Consider the following 18,345-nt stretch of genomic DNA (forward strand, 5'->3'; position numbering starts at 1 on the left):
GTGCGAATTGTGGTCACCGGGTCATTGGCCTTTGATTACATCATGAGTTTCCCTGGTTATTTCAAAGACCATATGCTCTTGGAAAAGGCGCATATTCTGTCGGTCAGTTTTCTGGTCGACTCGATGCGCAAGATGCGCGGTGGGGTTGCGGGCAATATTGCCTACAATCTGGCCCTGCTTGGTGAACGTCCGTTGCTGGTTGGTGCCGCTGGCAGCGATTTTCACGATTACCGCACCTGGCTCGAACGCCAGGGTGTTGATACGACAGGTGTGGCGATCATCGAAGATGAGTTTACTGCCTCATGTTTTATCAATACCGATCAGGCGAATAACCAGCTCGTTGCCTTTTATCCGGGCGCGATGGGCTATGACCACACCAATTCGCTCGTTGCCCGCGGGTTGACTGGTGATGACCTAGTCTTGATTTCCCCCACGACGCCCGAGGCGATTGAGCGTTTTGCGATCGAATGCCAGCAGATGGGCGTGCCCTATATCTTCGATCCGGGCAAGCAGGCCCCACGCCTTGCCCCCGAACATCTTGCCCTCGGCCTTAAAGGGGCCAGAGTGCTGGTTGGCAATGACTATGAGTTCGGGATGATGGCGAGGAAACTTGACATAAGTGAAGAGGAGTTGATCGCGAGTACGCCGCTGACGGTGATGACCAAGGGTGAGCAGGGCTCGCTGATCTATACGGATGGACACCTAGCCGCGACCATTCCGACGGCACCGGTGCAGGCTGTTGTTGATCCCACTGGGGCTGGTGATGCCTACCTCGCCGGGCTTGCCCTTGGCATTGCCCGCGATCTGCCGCTCGACGTGACCGGACGAATCGCCGCACTTGCTGCGACGTATGCCATCGAGCACCGTGGCTGCCAGGAACACGGTTATGGGCGAACCGACTTTGCTGCCCGGTATCGGGAAGCTTTTGCTAGTGAGTATCCGCTGGAATTACTTCGTTCCGCAGAAGTTGCGTAGGACGCGATAAGGAGCATACGTTTTATGACCACAAGTTCGTACGACATCAAGGATCTCGGCCTGGCCGAGGAGGGCCGCAAGCGCATGGAATGGGCCGAGCAGGAGATGCCGGTGCTGCGGTTGATCCGTGAGCGGTTTGAAAAGGAACGCCCGCTCGCCGGCATCCGGATCAGCGCCTGCCTCCATGTGACGACTGAAACCGGCAATCTTATGCGTGCGCTGGCCGCTGGTGGTGCCGATGTGGTGCTCGCTGCCTCGAACCCGCTCAGCACTCAGGATGATGTTGCCGCCGCCCTCGTTGCCTATGAAGAGATCCCAGTCTATGCGATCAAGGGTGAAAGCAACGAAGTCTATTACCAGCATATCAAGGCCGCCCTCGACCACAATCCCCAGATTACGATGGACGATGGTGCCGATCTGGTAAGTGGCATCCTCAAGGATCGCAAAGATCTGATCGAAAGCATGATTGGCAGCACGGAAGAGACAACCACTGGTGTGATCCGGCTCAAGGCGATGGCCGCCGAGGGTGTGTTGCCCTTCCCAGTCATCGCGGTCAACGATAGCGATACCAAGCACATGTTTGATAATCGCTATGGTACCGGCCAGAGCACCCTTGATGGCGTGATCCGGGCGACCAATGTGCTGCTCGCTGGCAAGACCTTTGTGGTCGCCGGGTATGGCTGGTGTTCACGTGGGATCGCCGAGCGCGCTCACGGCCTTGGGGCCAATGTGATTGTGACCGAGATCGACCCGATCAAGGCGCTTGAAGCGGTGATGGATGGCTACCGCGTCATGCCGATGGAGCAGGCTGCACCAGTGGCTGATTTCATCGTGACTGCGACCGGCAACAAGCACGTCATTGATAGCAATACCTTTGCCGTGGTCAAAGATGGCTGCGTCATTGCCAATAGCGGCCACTTCAATGTTGAGATCAACATTCCGGCCCTCGAGCAAATTGCCGTAGCGAAGAAGCAGCCGCGGCGCTTCGTTGACCAGTATGTGCTTCCCGATGGTCGTCAGATCAACCTGCTCGGCGAAGGTCGCCTGATCAACCTGGCAAGTGCCGAGGGTCACCCCAGCGCTGTGATGGATATGAGCTTTGCCAACCAGGCGCTCGCCAGCGAGTATCTACTCAAGAATCGTGACAGCCTCGGCGTTGGGGTCCACGCCTTGCCCAAAAATCTTGATCAAGAGATTGCTGCCCTCAAGCTGCGGGCCATGGGCATGACGATTGATGTGCTTACCCCCGAGCAGGAACTCTATCTCAATAGTTGGCAGGAAGGGACGTAAAAGGGATGGCAACAACATTTACCACCTCGCCCCAGTTTTATTTCACCAGTGAGAGCGTCTCGAGCGGGCATCCTGATAAAATGTGTGATCAGATCAGCGATGCGATCCTGGATGCCTTTCTCTCGCACGATCCGCGTGCACGGGTGGCCGTTGAGACAGCCACGACGACGGGCTTGATTGTGGTGCTTGGCGAGGTGACCTTTGCCCGCGGGTATATTCCGATCGAAGAGATTGTCCGCACAACTGTCAAAGAGATTGGCTATACCAGCGCCGAGTTTGGTTTTGATGCCGATACCTGTGGTGTGATGGTCGCGATTCATGGTCAGTCACCTGACATTGCGATGGGCGTTGATAAGGCCCTCGAGGCGAAGACCGGGGCGATGACCGAGGATGAGGTTGAGGCGGTTGGCGCGGGTGATCAGGGCATGATGTTTGGTTTTGCCTGCAACGAGACGCCCGAGTTGATGCCGGCAAGCATCGCACTGGCCCATCGGCTGATCCGCCGCATCGAGAAGGTGCGCAAGGAGGGAACCCTCACCTACCTGCGCCCCGATGCCAAGAGCCAGGTGACGGTCGAGTACAGCTATGGCAAGCCCGTGCGCGTTGACACGGTGCTCATCTCGACCCAGCACGCGCCTGAGGTTACCCAGGAGCAGATCCGCGCCGATGTGATCGAGCATGTGATCAAGGCCGAGATCCCGGCCGAGTGGCTCGACGCCGAGACAAAGTACTTTGTCAATCCGACGGGGCGTTTTGTGGTTGGTGGGCCGATGGGTGATAGTGGCCTGACCGGCCGCAAGATCATTGTGGACACCTACGGCGGCGTCGCCCGTCACGGTGGTGGTGCGTTCAGTGGCAAAGATAGCAGCAAGGTTGACCGCAGCGCTGCCTACGCGGCCCGCTGGGTGGTCAAGAATATTGTTGCCGCTGGGCTCGCTGAGCGTTGTGAACTGCAACTGAGCTATGCTATCGGTGTCGCCAAACCGCTTTCGGTCAGTGTCGAGACCTTTGGCACCGGCGCCGTTGCTGACGAGGTCATCCTCAAGGCCGTCAATGAGGTTTTTGATCTGCGCCCCGGTGCGATCATTCGCGACCTCGGTTTGCGTCGCCCAATCTTCAAGCAGACCGCCGCTGGCGGCCACTTCGGACGTCCCGATATTGAACTGCCCTGGGAAGAGACCAATCGCGTCGAAGCATTGCGTCGCGCAATTGGGTAGTTTCTAAGATCGTTTGTGTGCGCAAAAGGCCAGCTTTGCTGGCCTTTTGCGCACACAAAACAAAAGTCAGCCCTCGACCTGATTGGTCAAGACCCCAATACCCTCAATTTCACACTCCATCACATCCCCTGCTTTGAGCCAGACCTGGGGAGTCATGCCCATGCCGACGCCACTCGGCGTACCAGTGGCAATGATATCACCAGGCTCGAGTGTCATGCCACGGGTCAGGGTCGCCAGGCAGATGGGAATGTCAAAGATCATATCGCTTGTCACTGAATCTTGCATCGTCGTGCCATTGAGCCGCAGTTGCAGGCGCAAGGCGTGCGGATCAGGGATCTCATCAGCAGTCACGATCCAGGGCCCCATTGGGGCTGAACCATCGAGACTCTTGCTAAAGAAGAACTGCTGGTGGTTTGTCTGCAGATCCCGGGCCGACACATCATTGAGGATGGTATAGCCGAAGACATGGCAGAGGGCCTCTTCAGGTTTGACGTTGCGGGCCGGCAGCCACATAATCAAGGCGAGTTCGACCTCCCAATCGCGTTGTGACGAGAGCTCGGGCATCAGGGGAACCGGAGCACCGGGATGGTTGATGGCGGTTGGGGCTTTGGTAAAAAAGACCGGATAGGCGGGCAGTTTTTCAGGCAAACCCTTGGCGCGCAACGACTCGATCGCGTGGGCGGCATAATTCATGCCCAGGCACATGATATTTTTGCGGGGACGCGGGATCGGGGCGAGCAACGTCACCTCACTGAGCGGTATGACCGTGGTTGCCGTTGCAACATAATCACGGGCCTGCTTTAGCAAGGCCGGGCCACCCTCGATCAACGCCAGCATTGAGGCGGCCAGGCTGCTCAGATCGACCACACCATCGTCACGCACCGCACCGACCGCTTCGACCGCACCGTTCCGATACGTCACCAGTTTCATAGACCGTCCTCATGCTAGACTAGGGCATTATCACATCGGTAATTGGCATAGGGGTAAAGACCAGGGCAAAGACCACGAGGCCAAGCAGGGCCAAGAGCCGCCAGGATCCCCGCAGGGGCGTCACCTCATTGAGTAGCGGGCTACGATTCTGCCCAAGCAGAGCCACAATCACCGCCCAGAGAAACCAGCCACTCCAGAGAAACCCGAGTGCGAGCAAAACCACGGCAACCAGCATACTCATGATCTGGGCTGCCTTGGGGCCAAAGAGCGCAAAAAAGATATGCCCGCCATCGAGTTGACCAGCCGGCAAGAGATTGAGCCCGGTGACCAGAAGACCGGCCCAGCCAGCCAGGGCTACCGGATGCATAAAGACATCATACGCGCCATCGGGGAGGAAGCGTCCGAAGACCAGTAGTTTCAGCCCGGCATAGAGCACCGAATTGCCTTCGGTAAAAAAGATCATGTCAGGCAACTGGGCCTGCATCTCGGCAAGATTGCGTACCTCAGAGAGCGCAAGCCCAATCAGCAACACAGGAATGGCCACCACAAGCCCGGCCAGGGGACCAGCAATGGCAATGCCCAGGAGGGCACGTCGGTTGGGGACGGGTTCTTTGATCGAAATAAACGCGCCCATTGTTCCGAGCAAAAAGAGTGGCATCGGGATAAAGAAGGGATAGCTCACAGCCACACCTTCGCGGCGAGCCATCAGATAATGGCCAAGCTCGTGGGCCAGCAGAATCGCGAGCAGTGAGACACTGAACGCGAGCCCGTGGCCCACGTTAAACGAAATCGCTCCGGTTGCCCAATCGACATCTTGCCCGCCCACATAAAATGTTGAAGCAATCGTCAAGGCAAAGAGCAACAACGCCAGCCAGAGGCGTGACGGGCGGGGAGGGGCGAGCGCAGGCAAAACCAGCAAGGCCACGCGATCACCCTCTTGCTGCAACAGACCAAGCAGCCCCATCGCTCGCAGACGAGGACTAATCTGATCGTAGGCCGTTTGCGCTTCAACCTTCAGGCGGCCCAGAAAACGGGGTGACTCAAAATCACCGCGTCGCACCATTTCAATATCATCAATGAGCATCACCTCGGCCACTGTTGCACGTAGTGCTTCAGGAACCGGGCTTGACGTGTAGAGATCCATACTTCCTCGTGTGCAGATGTTTAACGGTTACTATACCACGATCAGGTTCAAGGCTGTCGCCCTAAAACCAATAACTGGAGCAAACAACCGGCGAAGCCGATCGTTTGTCTCAGTCCAAGCGAGCTTCCTGGGGGCTGTAGACCTCCGCAACCCCGCAGCTGGCGCGTACCTTGCAGGGGCCAGGTGCGACCTTGCATTCTTGTGCAGATATGGCCGAGATCTTCGTGCAGGCGATCTATGATGTGGTATAATTCCAGGTAAAAGAACACTAATAATAGACTTGTATACTTCTCCTCCCTTAGGTTTTATCATGGAAACCGTAAAAATCTCCAGAAAAAATCTGGCTGAGCCAGCACATATTTTCGTCATTGATGATGATGTGCCAGTTCGTCGTATTTATGCTGACATGCTGATCAATGATGGCTATCGTGTTTCGACCGCAGGTAGTGGCGAAGAAGCGCTGGCCTATTTGCAGTTGATCACGCCTGATCTGATCTTGCTGGAACTTGGCCTCACCGGTTTGGATAGTCTTGGTTTTACGCGCCGGATGAAGGCCGATCAAACAAAACCCTTTATTCCCATCATGATCATGTCGTCGCATGACGACGTTACCTACAGTGTGGCGAGCCTTGATGCAGGTGCGGACGATTTTCTAGTCAAGCCGATCCTGATGGATAGCTTGCTGGCACGGGTACGGGCAATGCTGCGCTTGCAACGGGCACAGCGCCAGTTGCAACATGCCCAGCGCAAGACCGAGTTGCTGCTGCATCTGACCCGTGATCTTGGTGCCAGCATTGATCTTGATGTGTTGATGACTGGCTTTCTCGATCATCTGGCCGATTCGCTCGGGGCGATCAGGGCTTCGATCATTCTGGCTGAATTTGAGGATCATCAGCCCGTCTGTTACTCGAGTAGTCGCAACCCCTCGACGCTCGTCTTGAATGATCTCTTGCGTCAGGGCCTGGCTGGCTGGGTTTTGCGCGAGCGCAGGCCCGCGATTATTCAAGATGCGCGTCATGATAGCCGCTGGGTAACAACAAATACCTATCACTCGAAAGTACGTTCGGTGGCCGCGATTCCGCTGATCCGTGAGGGCCAAGCCCTTGGGGTGATTACACTGGTGCATCATACGCCCGGTTTTTTCACCGAAGAGCATGTCGAGTTACTCACGTCACTTGCCGCGCAGAGTGCGGTGGCCCTCGAGAGTGCCCGCCTGTTTCGTCTGACCCAACGCCAGAAAGAACTGCTTACGCGCCGTGCCGAAGAGTTGCGTAAGGTCAATGAGATCAATGCGTACCTGTCGGAACTGATGGCACCTGAGCAGATTACCCGGCTGCTGGTGCATATGATTCAACAACAGTTTGGCTACCCGCTGGTCTGTCTGATGATGCGCGAGGGTGACGAACTGGTGGTTCAAGCGGTGGCAGGCCCCATGGTCGAACATAGCCATCGCGACATTCGCTTTGCGTTGCATCGTGGTCTCTATGCAGAGGTCTTTCGTACCCATCAACCTGTGACCGTGACCGATGTGACGCGGGAAGATCGCTTTGAGGTGCTACTGCCCGATGATGCACAGGTGCGCTCACAGCTGATTGTGCCTATTATTCTGCGCCGTGAAGTCCTTGGGGTGCTTGATGTCAGCAGTTCTGAGGCTGACGCTTTTGGCAGCAATGACGAGGCTGTGCTGAGTGCGATTATGTATCAGTATAGCATTGCCCTTGGCAATGCACACCTCTATCGGGCGGTCGAAGATGAACGCTCAACCCTGAATGCCGTGCTGCGGAGTGCGACCGATCCGATTTTGTTGCTTGGGCCTGACGAGGATCTCTTGCTGGCGAATCGTGCGGCCGAAGAGCACTTTGGCTTACCGCTTCAGGAGCATTATGGCAAGCCGATGCATGCGCTGGTTGAGCAGGGCAATGGGGTGCTGGCCCATCTGCTGTCGCTCGTTGAGGCGTCTATGGATCACGCCTCGAGCGTGACTGAGATGACCCTGCCTGGCGATGTCAGTTACAGTGTGAGCATTGCCCCGGTGGCAAGTGGTGAGCATGTGAGCCTTGGTAAGGTGCTGGTCTTGCGTGATATTACGCCGATCAAGCGCCTCGAACGCCAGGAGCGGGATCGGGTGCGTGACGTTTTTCGGCGTTATGTGTCACCGCAGGTAGCCGAGCAATTGCTTACAGCCGGAGGGAGCTTTGGTCAGCCGACTGAGTGTCAGGTGGCGGTCATTTTTGCCGATATCCGCGGCTTTACGACGATTACCGAACGCACCGAGCCTAAGGTCTTGATCGAGAAGATCCTCAATCGCTATTTTACCGCGATGACGGAAGTGCTGTATGCCTACGATGGGACGATTGATAAGTTTCTCGGCGATGGCATCATCGGGGTCTTTGGTTCACCGATTGCGCATCCCGATGATCCGCAACGGGCGCTCTCGGCTGCTGTTGCGATGCAGCATGCGTTTACGATGCTGGCCGCCGAGTGGAAGGCTGAGCTTGATTATACGATCGGGATGGGCATTGGGGTTAGTTTTGGCCGGGCCATTGTTGGCAATATTGGTTCGGAACAACGCCAGGATTATACGCTTATTGGTGATGTGGTCAATACCGCTTCACGTCTTTCGGGCATCGCTCATCCCGGTCAGGTGATTGTTTCGCATCACCTCGCCGATGTGCTCGCTGAAAACTGGCTCTCGCCCTGGAAACTCATCCCCCGTGGCCCGATTCACCTCAAGGGCAAAGAGCAACCTCATCAAGTCTTTGAAGTCGGTCTGTTGTAGTGACACAAGCGCCTGGTTGCCCTGCATTCCCGAGAAAATGGTGTACAATGTCCTCGTGTTGATCATATCTGGTATCGCTGCGTCTATTTGAGGAGTTATGCGCGAATGATCCGTCGAGGACGTGTGTATGCTGTGCAGCGTGGGTTCACAACCCTGCTTTTCCTTTTGCTTATCCTTGTCGTCGTTGGTTGTAGCACAACTCCAGCCACTTTAACCGGTGTCATTACCGATGCTTATACGGGTGAACCAGTTGCAGGTGCGCTGGTTGAGGTTGGTGCGAGTACGAGTACGACGAGTGATGAGGGTGTCTTCAGCGTTGCCGGATGGAGTAATCGTGATACGCTTGAGGTACGTGCTCCGCAGTATGAGGCGCTGGCTTTGCCTCTTGCAGGACGCCCCGAATTGGCTGGGACAAATGCGTTGACGGTGACGCTCAATACGTCGTTGCGTCCCAATGGTCTGACGGGCGTTGTGTTCGACGAATTTACCGGCATGCCTGTCGACGATGCTCAGGTGGTGGCGACGTTTGATGTGACGCAGACGCTTACGACGACAACCGATCTCGAAGGGCGGTATACGCTGAGCGGGTTGCCCGAGCAGTTTACCCTTGCTGTTGAAGCCGAGGATTTTGCCGCCGCATCCGAAGAACTCGTTCGCACAACAGCCTTCGATCTGAACCTGAGGCCGAATGTGCTTGCCGGTACGATTACGGATCGGTATACCGCTGAAGGTATTGCCGGGGCAACGGTGCAAGTCGGCGATGTGCGTGCCCAGACGGATGCCTCGGGTACCTATCGGGTTACGGGGATTCCCGTTGATGCGGTCACGGTCGAGATTAGTGCTGATGGTTATGCCACCCTCTCGCAGGAACTCGGCCAGGTGACGGCGCTTGATGCGGTGTTGCGCCCTGATACCTTGAGTGGACGTTTGATTGACAAAGATAGTGGTCAACCAATCGTCAATGCCGCCATCCTGGCGACGACAACGTTCCCTGGCACAGATGTGGCCTTTGAGCGCATTGTCGATAGTGAAGATGGCAGTTTTACCCTCCCCGGTCTCCCCGAACAGGGCTATCTGCAGGTGCTCTCGCCTGGGTATCGGACGGAAATTATCCCGATTGAACCTGGTAACGTGCCGACCGAAATTGCCCTGGAACGCTTCCGTGTTAAGGCGCTCTATGTGACGTCTGCGGTTGCCAGTGTGCCCAATCTGCTCGAAGAATATATCGAGTTGATTGAGCGGACTGAATTGAATGCGATCGTGATTGACATCAAGAGTGACTTGCGTGACGATCTCGGTATGGTCTATTATGACTCACAAGTGCCGCTGGCCCGTGAATTGAACCTCTCGCGGCCCTATATTGATATGCCGGCGCTGGTGCAAGGCCTCAAAGATCGTGGCATTTATACGATTGCACGCATTCAACTCTTCTCGCATGATAATGTGCTTTCCGATGCCCGTCCCGAGTGGTCGATTCGCGTGCGGGAGACCGGTGAAGTTTACGCAGATTATCCTGGCCCTGGCATTCGGTATGCCTACCTCGATCCGACGAATCGCAATGTCTGGGACTATAATATTCAGCTTGGCGTGGAAGCGGCCTTGATGGGCTTTGATGAAGTCAATTATGACTATATTCGCTTCCCCGATTGGTTTGGCCCAAAGGCTGAGTTTGGCGAGAAGTTGCTCTTCTCTGAGCCAATTGATGCGGTGAATAATCCAGATCGAATGTTCGAGGTTATTACTGAGTTTATGGACGAGGCGCATCGTGCAGTTAATGGGGCCGGGGCCAAGATGTCGATCTGTGTCTTTGGCCGGGTTGTGCTGGGTGGATCACTCACGATTGCCCAGGATATGCAGTTGATGGGCAATTATACTGACTACATTGCCCCGATGCCCTATCCTTCGCTCTGGTGGCCTGGCGCGTTTGATCTGCCTTCACCGGTCGAAGAGCCATACAAGGTGCTTGAGGCCGCGAATGCGGCTGGCCTCGAAACGATTGAGGGCGAGTATGCTCGTCTGCGCCCATGGTTGCAGGATCATACCGATCCGTGGGCTTACAAGGTCGTGCGGTATGGCCCTGAAGAGGTGCGGGCCCAAATTGATGCGACCGAGAAGTTTCCCGAAATTGATGGCTGGATGCTCTACGACTCGGCGAATGCCTATCGCGGTGCCTTTGGCGGCGCTGCGCGAGTTGCTCCATAGGCGGTACCCATGAGCCAGCGCTCTCCTGCTCTGTTTGTTTCGTTCATCGTGCTCGCTGTCGTCTGTGCTTCGTTTGCCCTGCTGCCTGCCGCTGCGCAGCAGCAGGGTCCTCAGACAAACCTCGCGGCGCTTAGCCTCACGACCGTCACTGATTGGGAGGCTGGTGTTGCTGAGGGGGCGTTGGTGACGAATAATGCTGGCGGTGAGGTGCGCCTTGCCGATGAGCAGCGCGAGGGTTCCTTTGTCTCGCCGTCTTTTGTCACCGACTTTGCCTTCAATGCTGTCGGGGCAAGCTGGCAGGCTGATGTGCCCGAGGGTACCCGCCTGGCCCTTGAAGTGCGTGTGCGTGATAGTGAGGGTGACGATAATGTTGAGGCAGGGTGGGGCGCATGGCAGCCCCTCAGCGCGATTGATGCCGCGACAGCTGCGTCTGATGATGAGGGTACGTTTGTGACCCCTGCGGTGCTCGCTGTGCCAGCTACCAGCCAGGCGCTTCAGGTGCGGGCGAGCTTTACAAGCGAAGTGGAACGTGCTTCAGCGGTGCTCGAAGCCATCACGCTTACCTACTTGAGTACGGCTCCACCTGAGCCTATTTTTGCCACGGGGTTGCCCCGCCGTCCGCTGCTCGCAGGAGGCAAGACCCTGACCCCACGGCCTGCGGTTATTCCACGCGCCGATTGGCGTGGCCGAGCGGAAGCAGCGCAGCCCCTGCGACGTACACCACGTGGCCTGGTATTGCATCAGATCGATGCCGAAGTGAGGGCCGGGACAAGCCTTGACATGGTGCGTGCGCTGGCAAGCTATCAACTGGATGTGCTCGGGTGGGAAGACCTGAGCTACCACTACCTGCTTGATCCCGAAGGCAATCTCTTTGAGGGGCGCCTCGGTGGGCCAACGTCATTTGTGCCCCGGATGGCCGCCGGGGGTGACGCTGTCCATATTGGTGTGCTTGTTCCGCGAGGGGGGGCACTCTCTCCGACGGCACAGGGTGTGTTGATCAACCTGATGGCCTGGCTTGGTGAAGCCTATGGCATCGATCCGATGGGGACACATCGCGTGGCCGGTGATGCTGCGGCGACTGATCGTCCTAATATCGTTGGGTTCGATACACTCATTAATGCTGCGTCCGAGCGTACGCCTGAGCTCGATGCGTTGGTGCCGCAACTGCGCCTCTTGACTGACCAATCTACTGTGCGAGCACGCTGGTATTTTGCCGAGGGCAATGTAGCCGAGTATAGTCAACGCTTGGCCCTCTTTAACCCGACTGAGGCCGAAACTGAAGCGACAGTGACGCTTGTGCGCCCTGGCGATACGCCGGTGACCAGCATTGTGCGTATTCCAGCCAATGCCCGGGCCGACCTGACCGTGAACACCTTGCTGGATAATGCGCTGGCGTTGCCGGCGATTGTCGAGTCGAGTGCGCCCATTCTGGTTGAACGGTCGATGAGCCTGACGACCGATATTGATGGAGGGCCGGGTATTACCGAACTCTCACGGGTCTGGTATTTTGCGGAAGGTTCAACTGAAGGCACCCAGCGCACCTTTTTGTTGCTCTTCAACCCCAATCCGGTCAATGTGCAGGCAACCCTGATCTATATGCAGCGTGATGGGGCCACCTTTGCGCAGGATGTGCAGATTGCGGCCCAATCGCGTCTGGTTATTGCTGTCAACGACATTACCCTGCCTGATGGCAGTCTCCCGCTCGTTGGGAAGAATTTCGGTGTACAGATTGTTGCCAGTCAGCCGCTGGCCGCCGAACGTACGATGCGGTTTGGCGAGAATGGCTCGGGATTGCATACGGGGCGTGGGATCGCGACGCTGGCACGGCGCTGGTATTTTGCCGAAGGCACAACCCAGAGCGATTTCCAGATGCACCTGCTCGTGCTCAACCCCAACCTCCAACCAGCCAATGTCACGGCAACCTTTATGGGGCCTGAAGGCGAGGCTGCGGTACGCCAGTTTGCGGTGCCACCACGCACGCAACTTGCCATCAATGCCAATGCGATCATCCCAGATCTTGGCGTCAGTTCCATGGTTACCGCAGACCGCCCTGTCGCTGTAGAACGCTCGCTGCGCTTCAATAACGATGCGGCTGGTACGATTGGTACCGGGGCCACGGCTCCAGCCCTGCGCTGGGCGTTTGTTGATGGGCGCACCAGCGACGTCACCTACTATCTCTGCGTCAGCAACCCCGACCGTTTGCCGACCACAGTGACGGTTGATTTCAGCTTTGGTGATGGGGCCATTGGTTCACAGAGCATTGTGGTGCCGGCTGGCGCACGTTACACGATGGCTGTCCACGAAATCTACCCCGACGAAAACATTGTCTCGGCCATCGTGCAGAGCACGCGCCCGATCATTGCTGAGCGTTCGCTCTTCCCCGGTGGTGGCCTCCGTGGTGGGTCAACGAATTTGGGCATTCCGATGCCGTGAAAAGAAGAATTCCTGTGACGAACAAAGCCAGTTTCGCTGGCTTTGTTCGTCACAGGAATTCTTCGTCAATGCCGTGCTCCTACCGGGTGATGGCTGGCAGATAGACTCGCGATAAGAGGGTTCCGCTCTTGACGATCTGGATGGTCAGGGTCTCTTCGCTCAGGCAATACTGGGGTGACGTACTAAAGATGCGCACGGTGGCGGTATGTATGCCGACTGGGAGAGCGTGTGGATCAACCAGGAGGGTCAGCGCTTGTCCCGTTGTACCAGTCGCGGGGGTCACCTGCAACCAGGGTGTTTCGGCAAGATTGGTCACCTGAGCCTGCCATGAGAGGCTGGTTTCCGTTGAACTTTCGACGATAACCTGATACGTAGTGGTGGGCGACTGATCATCGGCGAGCATTGCCACGCTCGTTTCTGATAGCTCAACTGTGGGAACCTGGAAGAGATCGGCGAGGGTCTGGTTGGCTTGGCCAACAAAGGCATTATTGTAGCGTACCACCCCACTCCAGACATCTTTATCAAGCCACATCGCCATCGCGGTATGCTCGGGATGCGCCAAGCGCTCGACACTTACCGGGTTGAAATCGAAGTAAGCCTCATACGCTTCGCCAAGGGTCTTGCCGGCAAAGAGTGAGCGTAGGTACTGTTGGAAGGCATCACCAAACCAGTTGGCATAGTAGCCAGCGGCCCCGATGTCAAAGAAAGGATCGGCGTACTGGGCCACCCGTCGTTGGGCCTCTTCGCTGCTGATCGAGCCGTCGAGACTCGAACTGCCTGCGGTGAAGCAGCCATAGAGCATCACAATGGCATTGGGGGCGAGTTGAAGCTGTTGCCGAAGATCGTCGGGTAGCACAAACTGATCCTTCAGCGCCAGGCCACCCACATCCGGTGAAGGCATATCACTCAAAAAGACCCCGTGGCCCCGGTAGAGCAGAAAATGGGCACCTTGCGCAGCCGCCTTGATCGCGTCCCAATTGGTATCAGGGGTATAAAACCGCATCACCGTCACGCCATTTGCTTCGAGCTCCTGAGCGGCCAGTTCCATATTGCCGCGTTCTTTGTTTGTCCAGCTACCTTCGTCGCCATCAATGGGCCCGACGATCAAGACGGCCTTGAGGGGGGGCAAAGCCTGGGCCGGGTTTGATGTTGGGGCAACCCTGGGTTCAACGTGGACCGCTAACGGGGCGACTGGCGGATGCAAAGGATGTGCAGGTGTTGTGATTTGAGCATAGGTCGGCACGGGCGCGCGGGCCAACAAAAGGAAACACAGGAGCGAACAGCATAGATATGATGCAAGATAACGGGTTTTCATAATGATGGTTCCTCGCGCCCCAACTCACAAGCACAAGTCATGCCAATGATGGTGGAATGGTATCACAGGTTACACTGGCTTCATGATCTATTGTAGTAGCCTTCATATGGCACAACAATAGGAGCGAAGTCCTTAGACTTCGCTCCTAGGGTACCAGTTGTTTCTAAGACAAAAGGTTAAGCAGCCCGTGCGCGCGACTTCTTCTTCATCGCAAGCAAGAGGGTCGCCAGGCCACCGGCCATTGCGGCGCCCTGGATCAAAGGCGATGGCAACAAAACTGACACCATTGAGGGCGGGTCATAGGCGGCCGTCAATTGCGTTGGCGCGGCCACACCGAGGAGTTGCGAAATATTCGAGATGGTCGGATACATGACAGCAATCAGGCGGCGTGCAATCTGCTTGCGGATCATACTGAAAGGGAAGACCGAGGGCACCACAAAAGGCAGAACGACCCCATTCTCGACCAGAGTTCCGCCGAAAGCCGGGGTAAGAGTGAACATCCAGATCTGGGCGACGCCAGGGGCAAAGGGGAAGCCGATGCGCCAAGCAATATTATAGGGTGGTTGCCAGATCACGACACGATTGGCCGTCGTATATTCTATGCCGCGCATATTTTGCCGCGACTGAAAGATCGCATCAAGGCCCATCGGCCCACTGACGACCTCAACCGACTGCACTTCCCCACTACCAGCCAGTTCGGGGTGGCGGACTGGATTGCTAATCAGATCCCAGATCGCCTGCATAGGTGCATCAATCACACCACCAACCGATGCTCCAACGTATTGCATACTGAATCCTCTCTCTCACGCATCGCGACGCAGCCGTTCTACCAGCCGCGTATAAAACTGACTACTCGGACGTAACCTGACAAACGTACAGACCTTGGGACTACGCCGAACAACGACCTCATCGCCATAATGGAGCGGGAGATTCTCGCGCCCATCAACCGCTAGGATAGCATGATAATGGCTTTCGACGCGAATCGAGACCACAGCATCCTCGTGCAGCACCATCGAGGGCACATTGGTGAGATGGGGGGCAATGCCAACCAGCACAAGCGAACGCGAGCGCGGGTCAACAATGGGGCCTCCGGCAGCCAGTGCATAGGCTGTCGAGCCTGTTGCGGTTGCTACAAGGACTCCATCAGCGAGATAGGTGGTCAAGGGTGAGTCATCAATCGTCACGTGGGCCTTGATCACACGGCTAATATCGCTGCGTGAAAGCACCACATCGTTGAGCGCCGTAAAGGCGGCGATTGGTTGCCCTTCGCGATAGAGCGCCGCTCGGATCAACGAACGTTCATCGTGCCATCCCCCACCTTGGATCACCCGCTCGAGGCCCTCGTAAATCTCTTCGGGCTGGACTTCAGACATAAAACTCAGGTGTCCAAGGGCTACGGCGAGCAATGGAATATCCAGAGGAAAACAGAGACGAGCCGCCCGCAAGACAGTGCCATCACCCCCCATTGCAACCATCAAATCAGTGTCGTGCAGTACTCCCGGCGTGTCACGTGCCTCTTGCGAGATGCCACGCCAGGTCATGACGCCTCGCTCGCGGAGCCAGGTTGCGACTTCGATCGACAGTGCCGAGGCTGGCTCGGCAAATGGATTGTACATTATTGCGACACGCCTGAGCATAACTTTTCTACCTTAAGGCAAGGCAAAGCCTTGCACTGTTCACTGTACCTTTTGACAATACCCTATCCTGTCTATCATGCCAAGGATACCACGGAATATAATTTGCAACATTGTACTGCAATAGTACTTTATGGTGATACGACAACAGTACCAGGGGTGTGACTAGACCATACCGTTGTGTGATTGCAGAAGTCCTTGCAAGATGTTACGCTTGGGATGTGAGTGTTTTTGTTCTCTGGCATCTTTGTTCCAGCACTCACGACGGTTTATCTTGATGGTTAGACTGATTTTCTGGAAGTCGCAACTGTATTTTACTACAATTCTTGCACGACATCACAGCACCGCTCTTGCACGACATCACAGCACCGCTCTTGCACGACATTACAGCACCGCTCTTGCACGACATCACAGCACCGCTCTTGCACGACATTACAGCACCGCTCTTGCACGACATTACAGCACCGCTCTTGCACGACATTACAGCACCGCTCTTGCACGACATCACAGCACCGCTCTTGCACGACATCACAGTACCGCTCTTGCACGACATTACAGCACCGCTCTTGCACGACATCACAGTACCGCTCTTGCACGACATTACAGCACCGCTCTTGCACGACATTACAGCACCGCTCTTGCACGACATTACAGTACCGCTCTTGTCTGCGCAGTTGCGTCAGGATATTAGCTGCATTACTCAGACACAAAACCAGTACGTTGCTACGCAAGTGCTCTAACCCTCTGATAAACAGTCAACAGCGCCCCGGCATTGCCGGGGCGCTGTTGTGAAGTTCGCTGTTGTGAGGAGTTGAAACATATGGCCGAGATCAAAGGCATTATCAGCGCGATGTTGACCCCATTCATCAGTGAAGTGGGACCAGTGGATTACGAATGGCTACCTGGCTATATGCGGTTTCTTGAAACAGGCGGTTTGCACGGGGTCTTAGCGCTGGGAACCACCGGTGAAGGTCCCTCGATGAGTGTGGCGGAACGCGAGCGTGTGCTCGATCTGATTCTTGAGCATCGTGGTGCACTTGCGGTGATTGCAGGTACGGGTTGTGCGGCCTTGACCGAAACGATTGCGCTGAGCAACTATGCGCTTGCTCGAGGGGCAGATGCGGTACTGGTGATGCCACCGTTTTATATCAAAGGCCCGCCTGAAGCCGGGATTGTTGAATATTATCGTGCGCTCTGTGATGCCTTGCCAGCGGATGCTCGGCTGATGCTCTACAACATCCCGCAGGTGACAGGTGTGCCGATCACGCCGCCCATCATTGATCAATTGCTTGAGAGTCACGGGAACAAGATCTACGGGTTGAAGGATAGCAGTGGGAACTGGGACAACTCCAAACTGTTAATCGACCGGTACCCAGACCTGAACGTCTTTACAGGCAGTGACAAACTCATTGCGCTGGCCCTTTCGGGCGGGGCGGCAGGTGCAATTACCGCGCTGTCGAGTGCCTTCCCACGGATGGCGCGGGCGGTCTATGATGCCCACATCTCAGGCGGCGATGTGCAGGGTGCCCAGGCACGCCTGACGGCGTTGCGCAATCTGCTTGATCCAGTAAATACACCACCGGCGCTCAAAGCGGCGTTGACCTGGACAAGTGATCTGCCCAGAACCAGTGTCCGCTTGCCGCTGATGCCGCTCTCGGGTGAAGAGGAGGCTGCGTTGCAGGTAGCCTACGCAGACGTGATGCGTTGAGCAGGTCGGTAGACAAGCCCTCACAGGTCGAGCAGACCTGTGAGGGCTTTTTTCATCGTCTTAGGCAGCATATTCGCTGCGGATGATGCCGTAATTGACACAATCCTCAAACTGGCCGTTTTTGACGAGGTGTCTACGCTGGCATCCTTCGAAGTGCATCCCGATCTTTTGCATCACCCGACCAGAGGCGGGATTGCGGGCGAGATGACGAGCAAAGATTCGTTCAAGGCCAAGCTGGTTGAAGCCGTAGGCCAGGACGGCCCGTGCAGCTTCGGTCGTGTACCCTTGGCCCCAATACGGCAAGCCCATCCAGTAGCCAACTTCGGCGTGATGATAGGATGGACGCACAATCAGACTAATGGCGCCATAGACCTCATCTGTTGTCAGATCACAAATGGCCCAGGTCAGTTCATTGGAAGCAGTGGCTTTATCGGCGTGCGTACTGATCCATTGTTTTGCGCCATCTTCGGGATAGGGATGGGGTAGATTGAGGGTCGTATCGGCAATTTCGGCAGCACTGGCGAGCACCTGCACGGTCGGGGCATCGTCGAGGGTAAAAGGCCGTAGACGCAGGCGTTCGGTGAGCAGGAGTGGGATTGGTGGTGTTTCTTCCATTGGGCCTTACCTTTAGGGCTAACGCCCCTCACCAGGTGTCACTTTTTTGAGCGGGCCGTTCCAACACGGTAACCGGCCCCTGGGTGCGTGCCAGCACCTTTCC

At 56.3% G+C, this 18,345-nt stretch carries 14 protein-coding genes; 8 read left to right on the top strand and 6 right to left on the bottom strand.

Annotated features, from left to right (window positions below; genetic code table 11):
* The 3 genes from EKD05_RS18195 to metK are packed head-to-tail and all read left to right on the top strand — an operon-like array spanning position 1 to position 3,482.
* A complete protein-coding gene (locus EKD05_RS18195) occupies positions 1-975 on the top strand; it encodes a carbohydrate kinase family protein (protein WP_129675455.1) in 975 nt (324 codons plus the stop codon).
* A gap of 24 nt (positions 976-999) precedes the next feature.
* A complete protein-coding gene (gene ahcY, locus EKD05_RS18200) occupies positions 1,000-2,265 on the top strand; it encodes an adenosylhomocysteinase (protein WP_129675458.1) in 1,266 nt (421 codons plus the stop codon).
* Between the two features lie 5 nt (positions 2,266-2,270).
* Positions 2,271-3,482: a methionine adenosyltransferase gene (gene metK, locus EKD05_RS18205; protein ID WP_129675461.1), complete on the top strand. Its 1,212-nt coding sequence runs from the start codon at positions 2,271-2,273 to the stop codon at positions 3,480-3,482.
* A 66-nt stretch (positions 3,483-3,548) separates the two neighbouring features.
* Here metK and EKD05_RS18210 read toward each other — a convergent pair whose 3' ends face one another.
* Positions 3,549-4,412 (bottom strand): fumarylacetoacetate hydrolase family protein, encoded by an 864-nt coding sequence (locus EKD05_RS18210; RefSeq protein WP_129675464.1) that lies wholly within the window; start codon positions 4,410-4,412, stop codon positions 3,549-3,551.
* A gap of 19 nt (positions 4,413-4,431) precedes the next feature.
* The gene (locus tag EKD05_RS18215; RefSeq protein WP_129675468.1) at positions 4,432-5,556 is read right to left on the bottom strand and encodes a site-2 protease family protein; all 1,125 of its coding nucleotides are present in this window, start codon (positions 5,554-5,556) and stop codon (positions 4,432-4,434) included.
* Positions 5,557-5,866: 310 nt separating this feature from the next.
* Between EKD05_RS18215 and EKD05_RS18220 the strand changes: the two genes are divergently transcribed.
* The 3 genes from EKD05_RS18220 to EKD05_RS18230 all read left to right on the top strand — a co-directional run bounded on the left by EKD05_RS18220 (position 5,867) and on the right by EKD05_RS18230 (position 12,970).
* Positions 5,867-8,335, top strand: a complete 2,469-nt coding sequence (locus EKD05_RS18220; RefSeq protein WP_240695844.1) for a GAF domain-containing protein — start codon at positions 5,867-5,869, stop codon at positions 8,333-8,335.
* Positions 8,336-8,440: 105 nt separating this feature from the next.
* Positions 8,441-10,537 carry a putative glycoside hydrolase gene (locus EKD05_RS18225; RefSeq protein WP_129675472.1) on the top strand — a complete coding sequence of 699 codons (2,097 nt, stop codon included), beginning with the start codon at positions 8,441-8,443 and terminating at the stop codon, positions 10,535-10,537.
* Between the two features lie 9 nt (positions 10,538-10,546).
* Positions 10,547-12,970 (top strand): N-acetylmuramoyl-L-alanine amidase, encoded by a 2,424-nt coding sequence (locus tag EKD05_RS18230; protein WP_129675477.1) that lies wholly within the window; start codon positions 10,547-10,549, stop codon positions 12,968-12,970.
* 79 nt (positions 12,971-13,049) lie between these two features.
* Here the strand turns inward: EKD05_RS18230 and EKD05_RS18235 are convergent, their stop codons facing one another.
* From EKD05_RS18235 to EKD05_RS18245, 3 genes are all read right to left on the bottom strand, one after another.
* Complete coding sequence (locus EKD05_RS18235) at positions 13,050-14,285, bottom strand: BACON domain-containing protein (protein WP_129675480.1); 1,236 nt, start codon at positions 14,283-14,285, stop codon at positions 13,050-13,052.
* A 176-nt stretch (positions 14,286-14,461) separates the two neighbouring features.
* A complete protein-coding gene (locus EKD05_RS18240; RefSeq protein ID WP_129675483.1) occupies positions 14,462-15,073 on the bottom strand; it encodes a DNA methyltransferase in 612 nt (203 codons plus the stop codon).
* A gap of 15 nt (positions 15,074-15,088) precedes the next feature.
* Positions 15,089-15,922 carry an NAD(+)/NADH kinase gene (locus EKD05_RS18245; protein WP_129675486.1) on the bottom strand — a complete coding sequence of 278 codons (834 nt, stop codon included), beginning with the start codon at positions 15,920-15,922 and terminating at the stop codon, positions 15,089-15,091.
* 347 nt (positions 15,923-16,269) lie between these two features.
* On the opposite strand from EKD05_RS18245, the gene EKD05_RS26790 reads away from it, so the two are divergent.
* Together EKD05_RS26790 and EKD05_RS18255 are read left to right on the top strand one after the other, a co-directional pair.
* Complete coding sequence (locus EKD05_RS26790) at positions 16,270-16,659, top strand: hypothetical protein (protein WP_240695845.1); 390 nt, start codon at positions 16,270-16,272, stop codon at positions 16,657-16,659.
* Positions 16,660-16,739: 80 nt separating this feature from the next.
* Complete coding sequence (locus tag EKD05_RS18255) at positions 16,740-17,627, top strand: dihydrodipicolinate synthase family protein (protein ID WP_129675489.1); 888 nt, start codon at positions 16,740-16,742, stop codon at positions 17,625-17,627.
* 60 nt (positions 17,628-17,687) lie between these two features.
* Here EKD05_RS18255 and EKD05_RS18260 read toward each other — a convergent pair whose 3' ends face one another.
* Positions 17,688-18,242: a GNAT family N-acetyltransferase gene (locus tag EKD05_RS18260; protein ID WP_129675492.1), complete on the bottom strand. Its 555-nt coding sequence runs from the start codon at positions 18,240-18,242 to the stop codon at positions 17,688-17,690.
* Positions 18,243-18,345 lie beyond the last annotated feature (103 nt).

The organism is Candidatus Chloroploca sp. Khr17 (assembly GCF_004138165.1).
Classification (GTDB): Bacteria; Chloroflexota; Chloroflexia; order Chloroflexales; family Chloroflexaceae; genus Chloroploca.

Excerpts from the sequence above, each read along its gene's own strand:
- ahcY (WP_129675458.1), top strand. The coding sequence starts at position 1,000 with ATGACCACAAGTTCGTACGACATCAAGGATCTCGGCCTGGCCGAGGAG.
- metK (WP_129675461.1), top strand. The coding sequence starts at position 2,271 with ATGGCAACAACATTTACCACCTCGCCCCAGTTTTATTTCACCAGTGAG.
- EKD05_RS18245 (WP_129675486.1), bottom strand. The coding sequence starts at position 15,922 with ATGCTCAGGCGTGTCGCAATAATGTACAATCCATTTGCCGAGCCAGCC.
- EKD05_RS18230 (WP_129675477.1), top strand. The coding sequence starts at position 10,547 with ATGAGCCAGCGCTCTCCTGCTCTGTTTGTTTCGTTCATCGTGCTCGCT.
- EKD05_RS18210 (WP_129675464.1), bottom strand. The coding sequence starts at position 4,412 with ATGAAACTGGTGACGTATCGGAACGGTGCGGTCGAAGCGGTCGGTGCG.
- EKD05_RS18260 (WP_129675492.1), bottom strand. The coding sequence starts at position 18,242 with ATGGAAGAAACACCACCAATCCCACTCCTGCTCACCGAACGCCTGCGT.
- EKD05_RS18235 (WP_129675480.1), bottom strand. The coding sequence starts at position 14,285 with ATGAAAACCCGTTATCTTGCATCATATCTATGCTGTTCGCTCCTGTGT.
- EKD05_RS18225 (WP_129675472.1), top strand. The coding sequence starts at position 8,441 with ATGATCCGTCGAGGACGTGTGTATGCTGTGCAGCGTGGGTTCACAACC.
- EKD05_RS18240 (WP_129675483.1), bottom strand. The coding sequence starts at position 15,073 with ATGCAATACGTTGGAGCATCGGTTGGTGGTGTGATTGATGCACCTATG.
- EKD05_RS18255 (WP_129675489.1), top strand. The coding sequence starts at position 16,740 with ATGGCCGAGATCAAAGGCATTATCAGCGCGATGTTGACCCCATTCATC.
- EKD05_RS18215 (WP_129675468.1), bottom strand. The coding sequence starts at position 5,556 with ATGGATCTCTACACGTCAAGCCCGGTTCCTGAAGCACTACGTGCAACA.
- EKD05_RS18220 (WP_240695844.1), top strand. The coding sequence starts at position 5,867 with ATGGAAACCGTAAAAATCTCCAGAAAAAATCTGGCTGAGCCAGCACAT.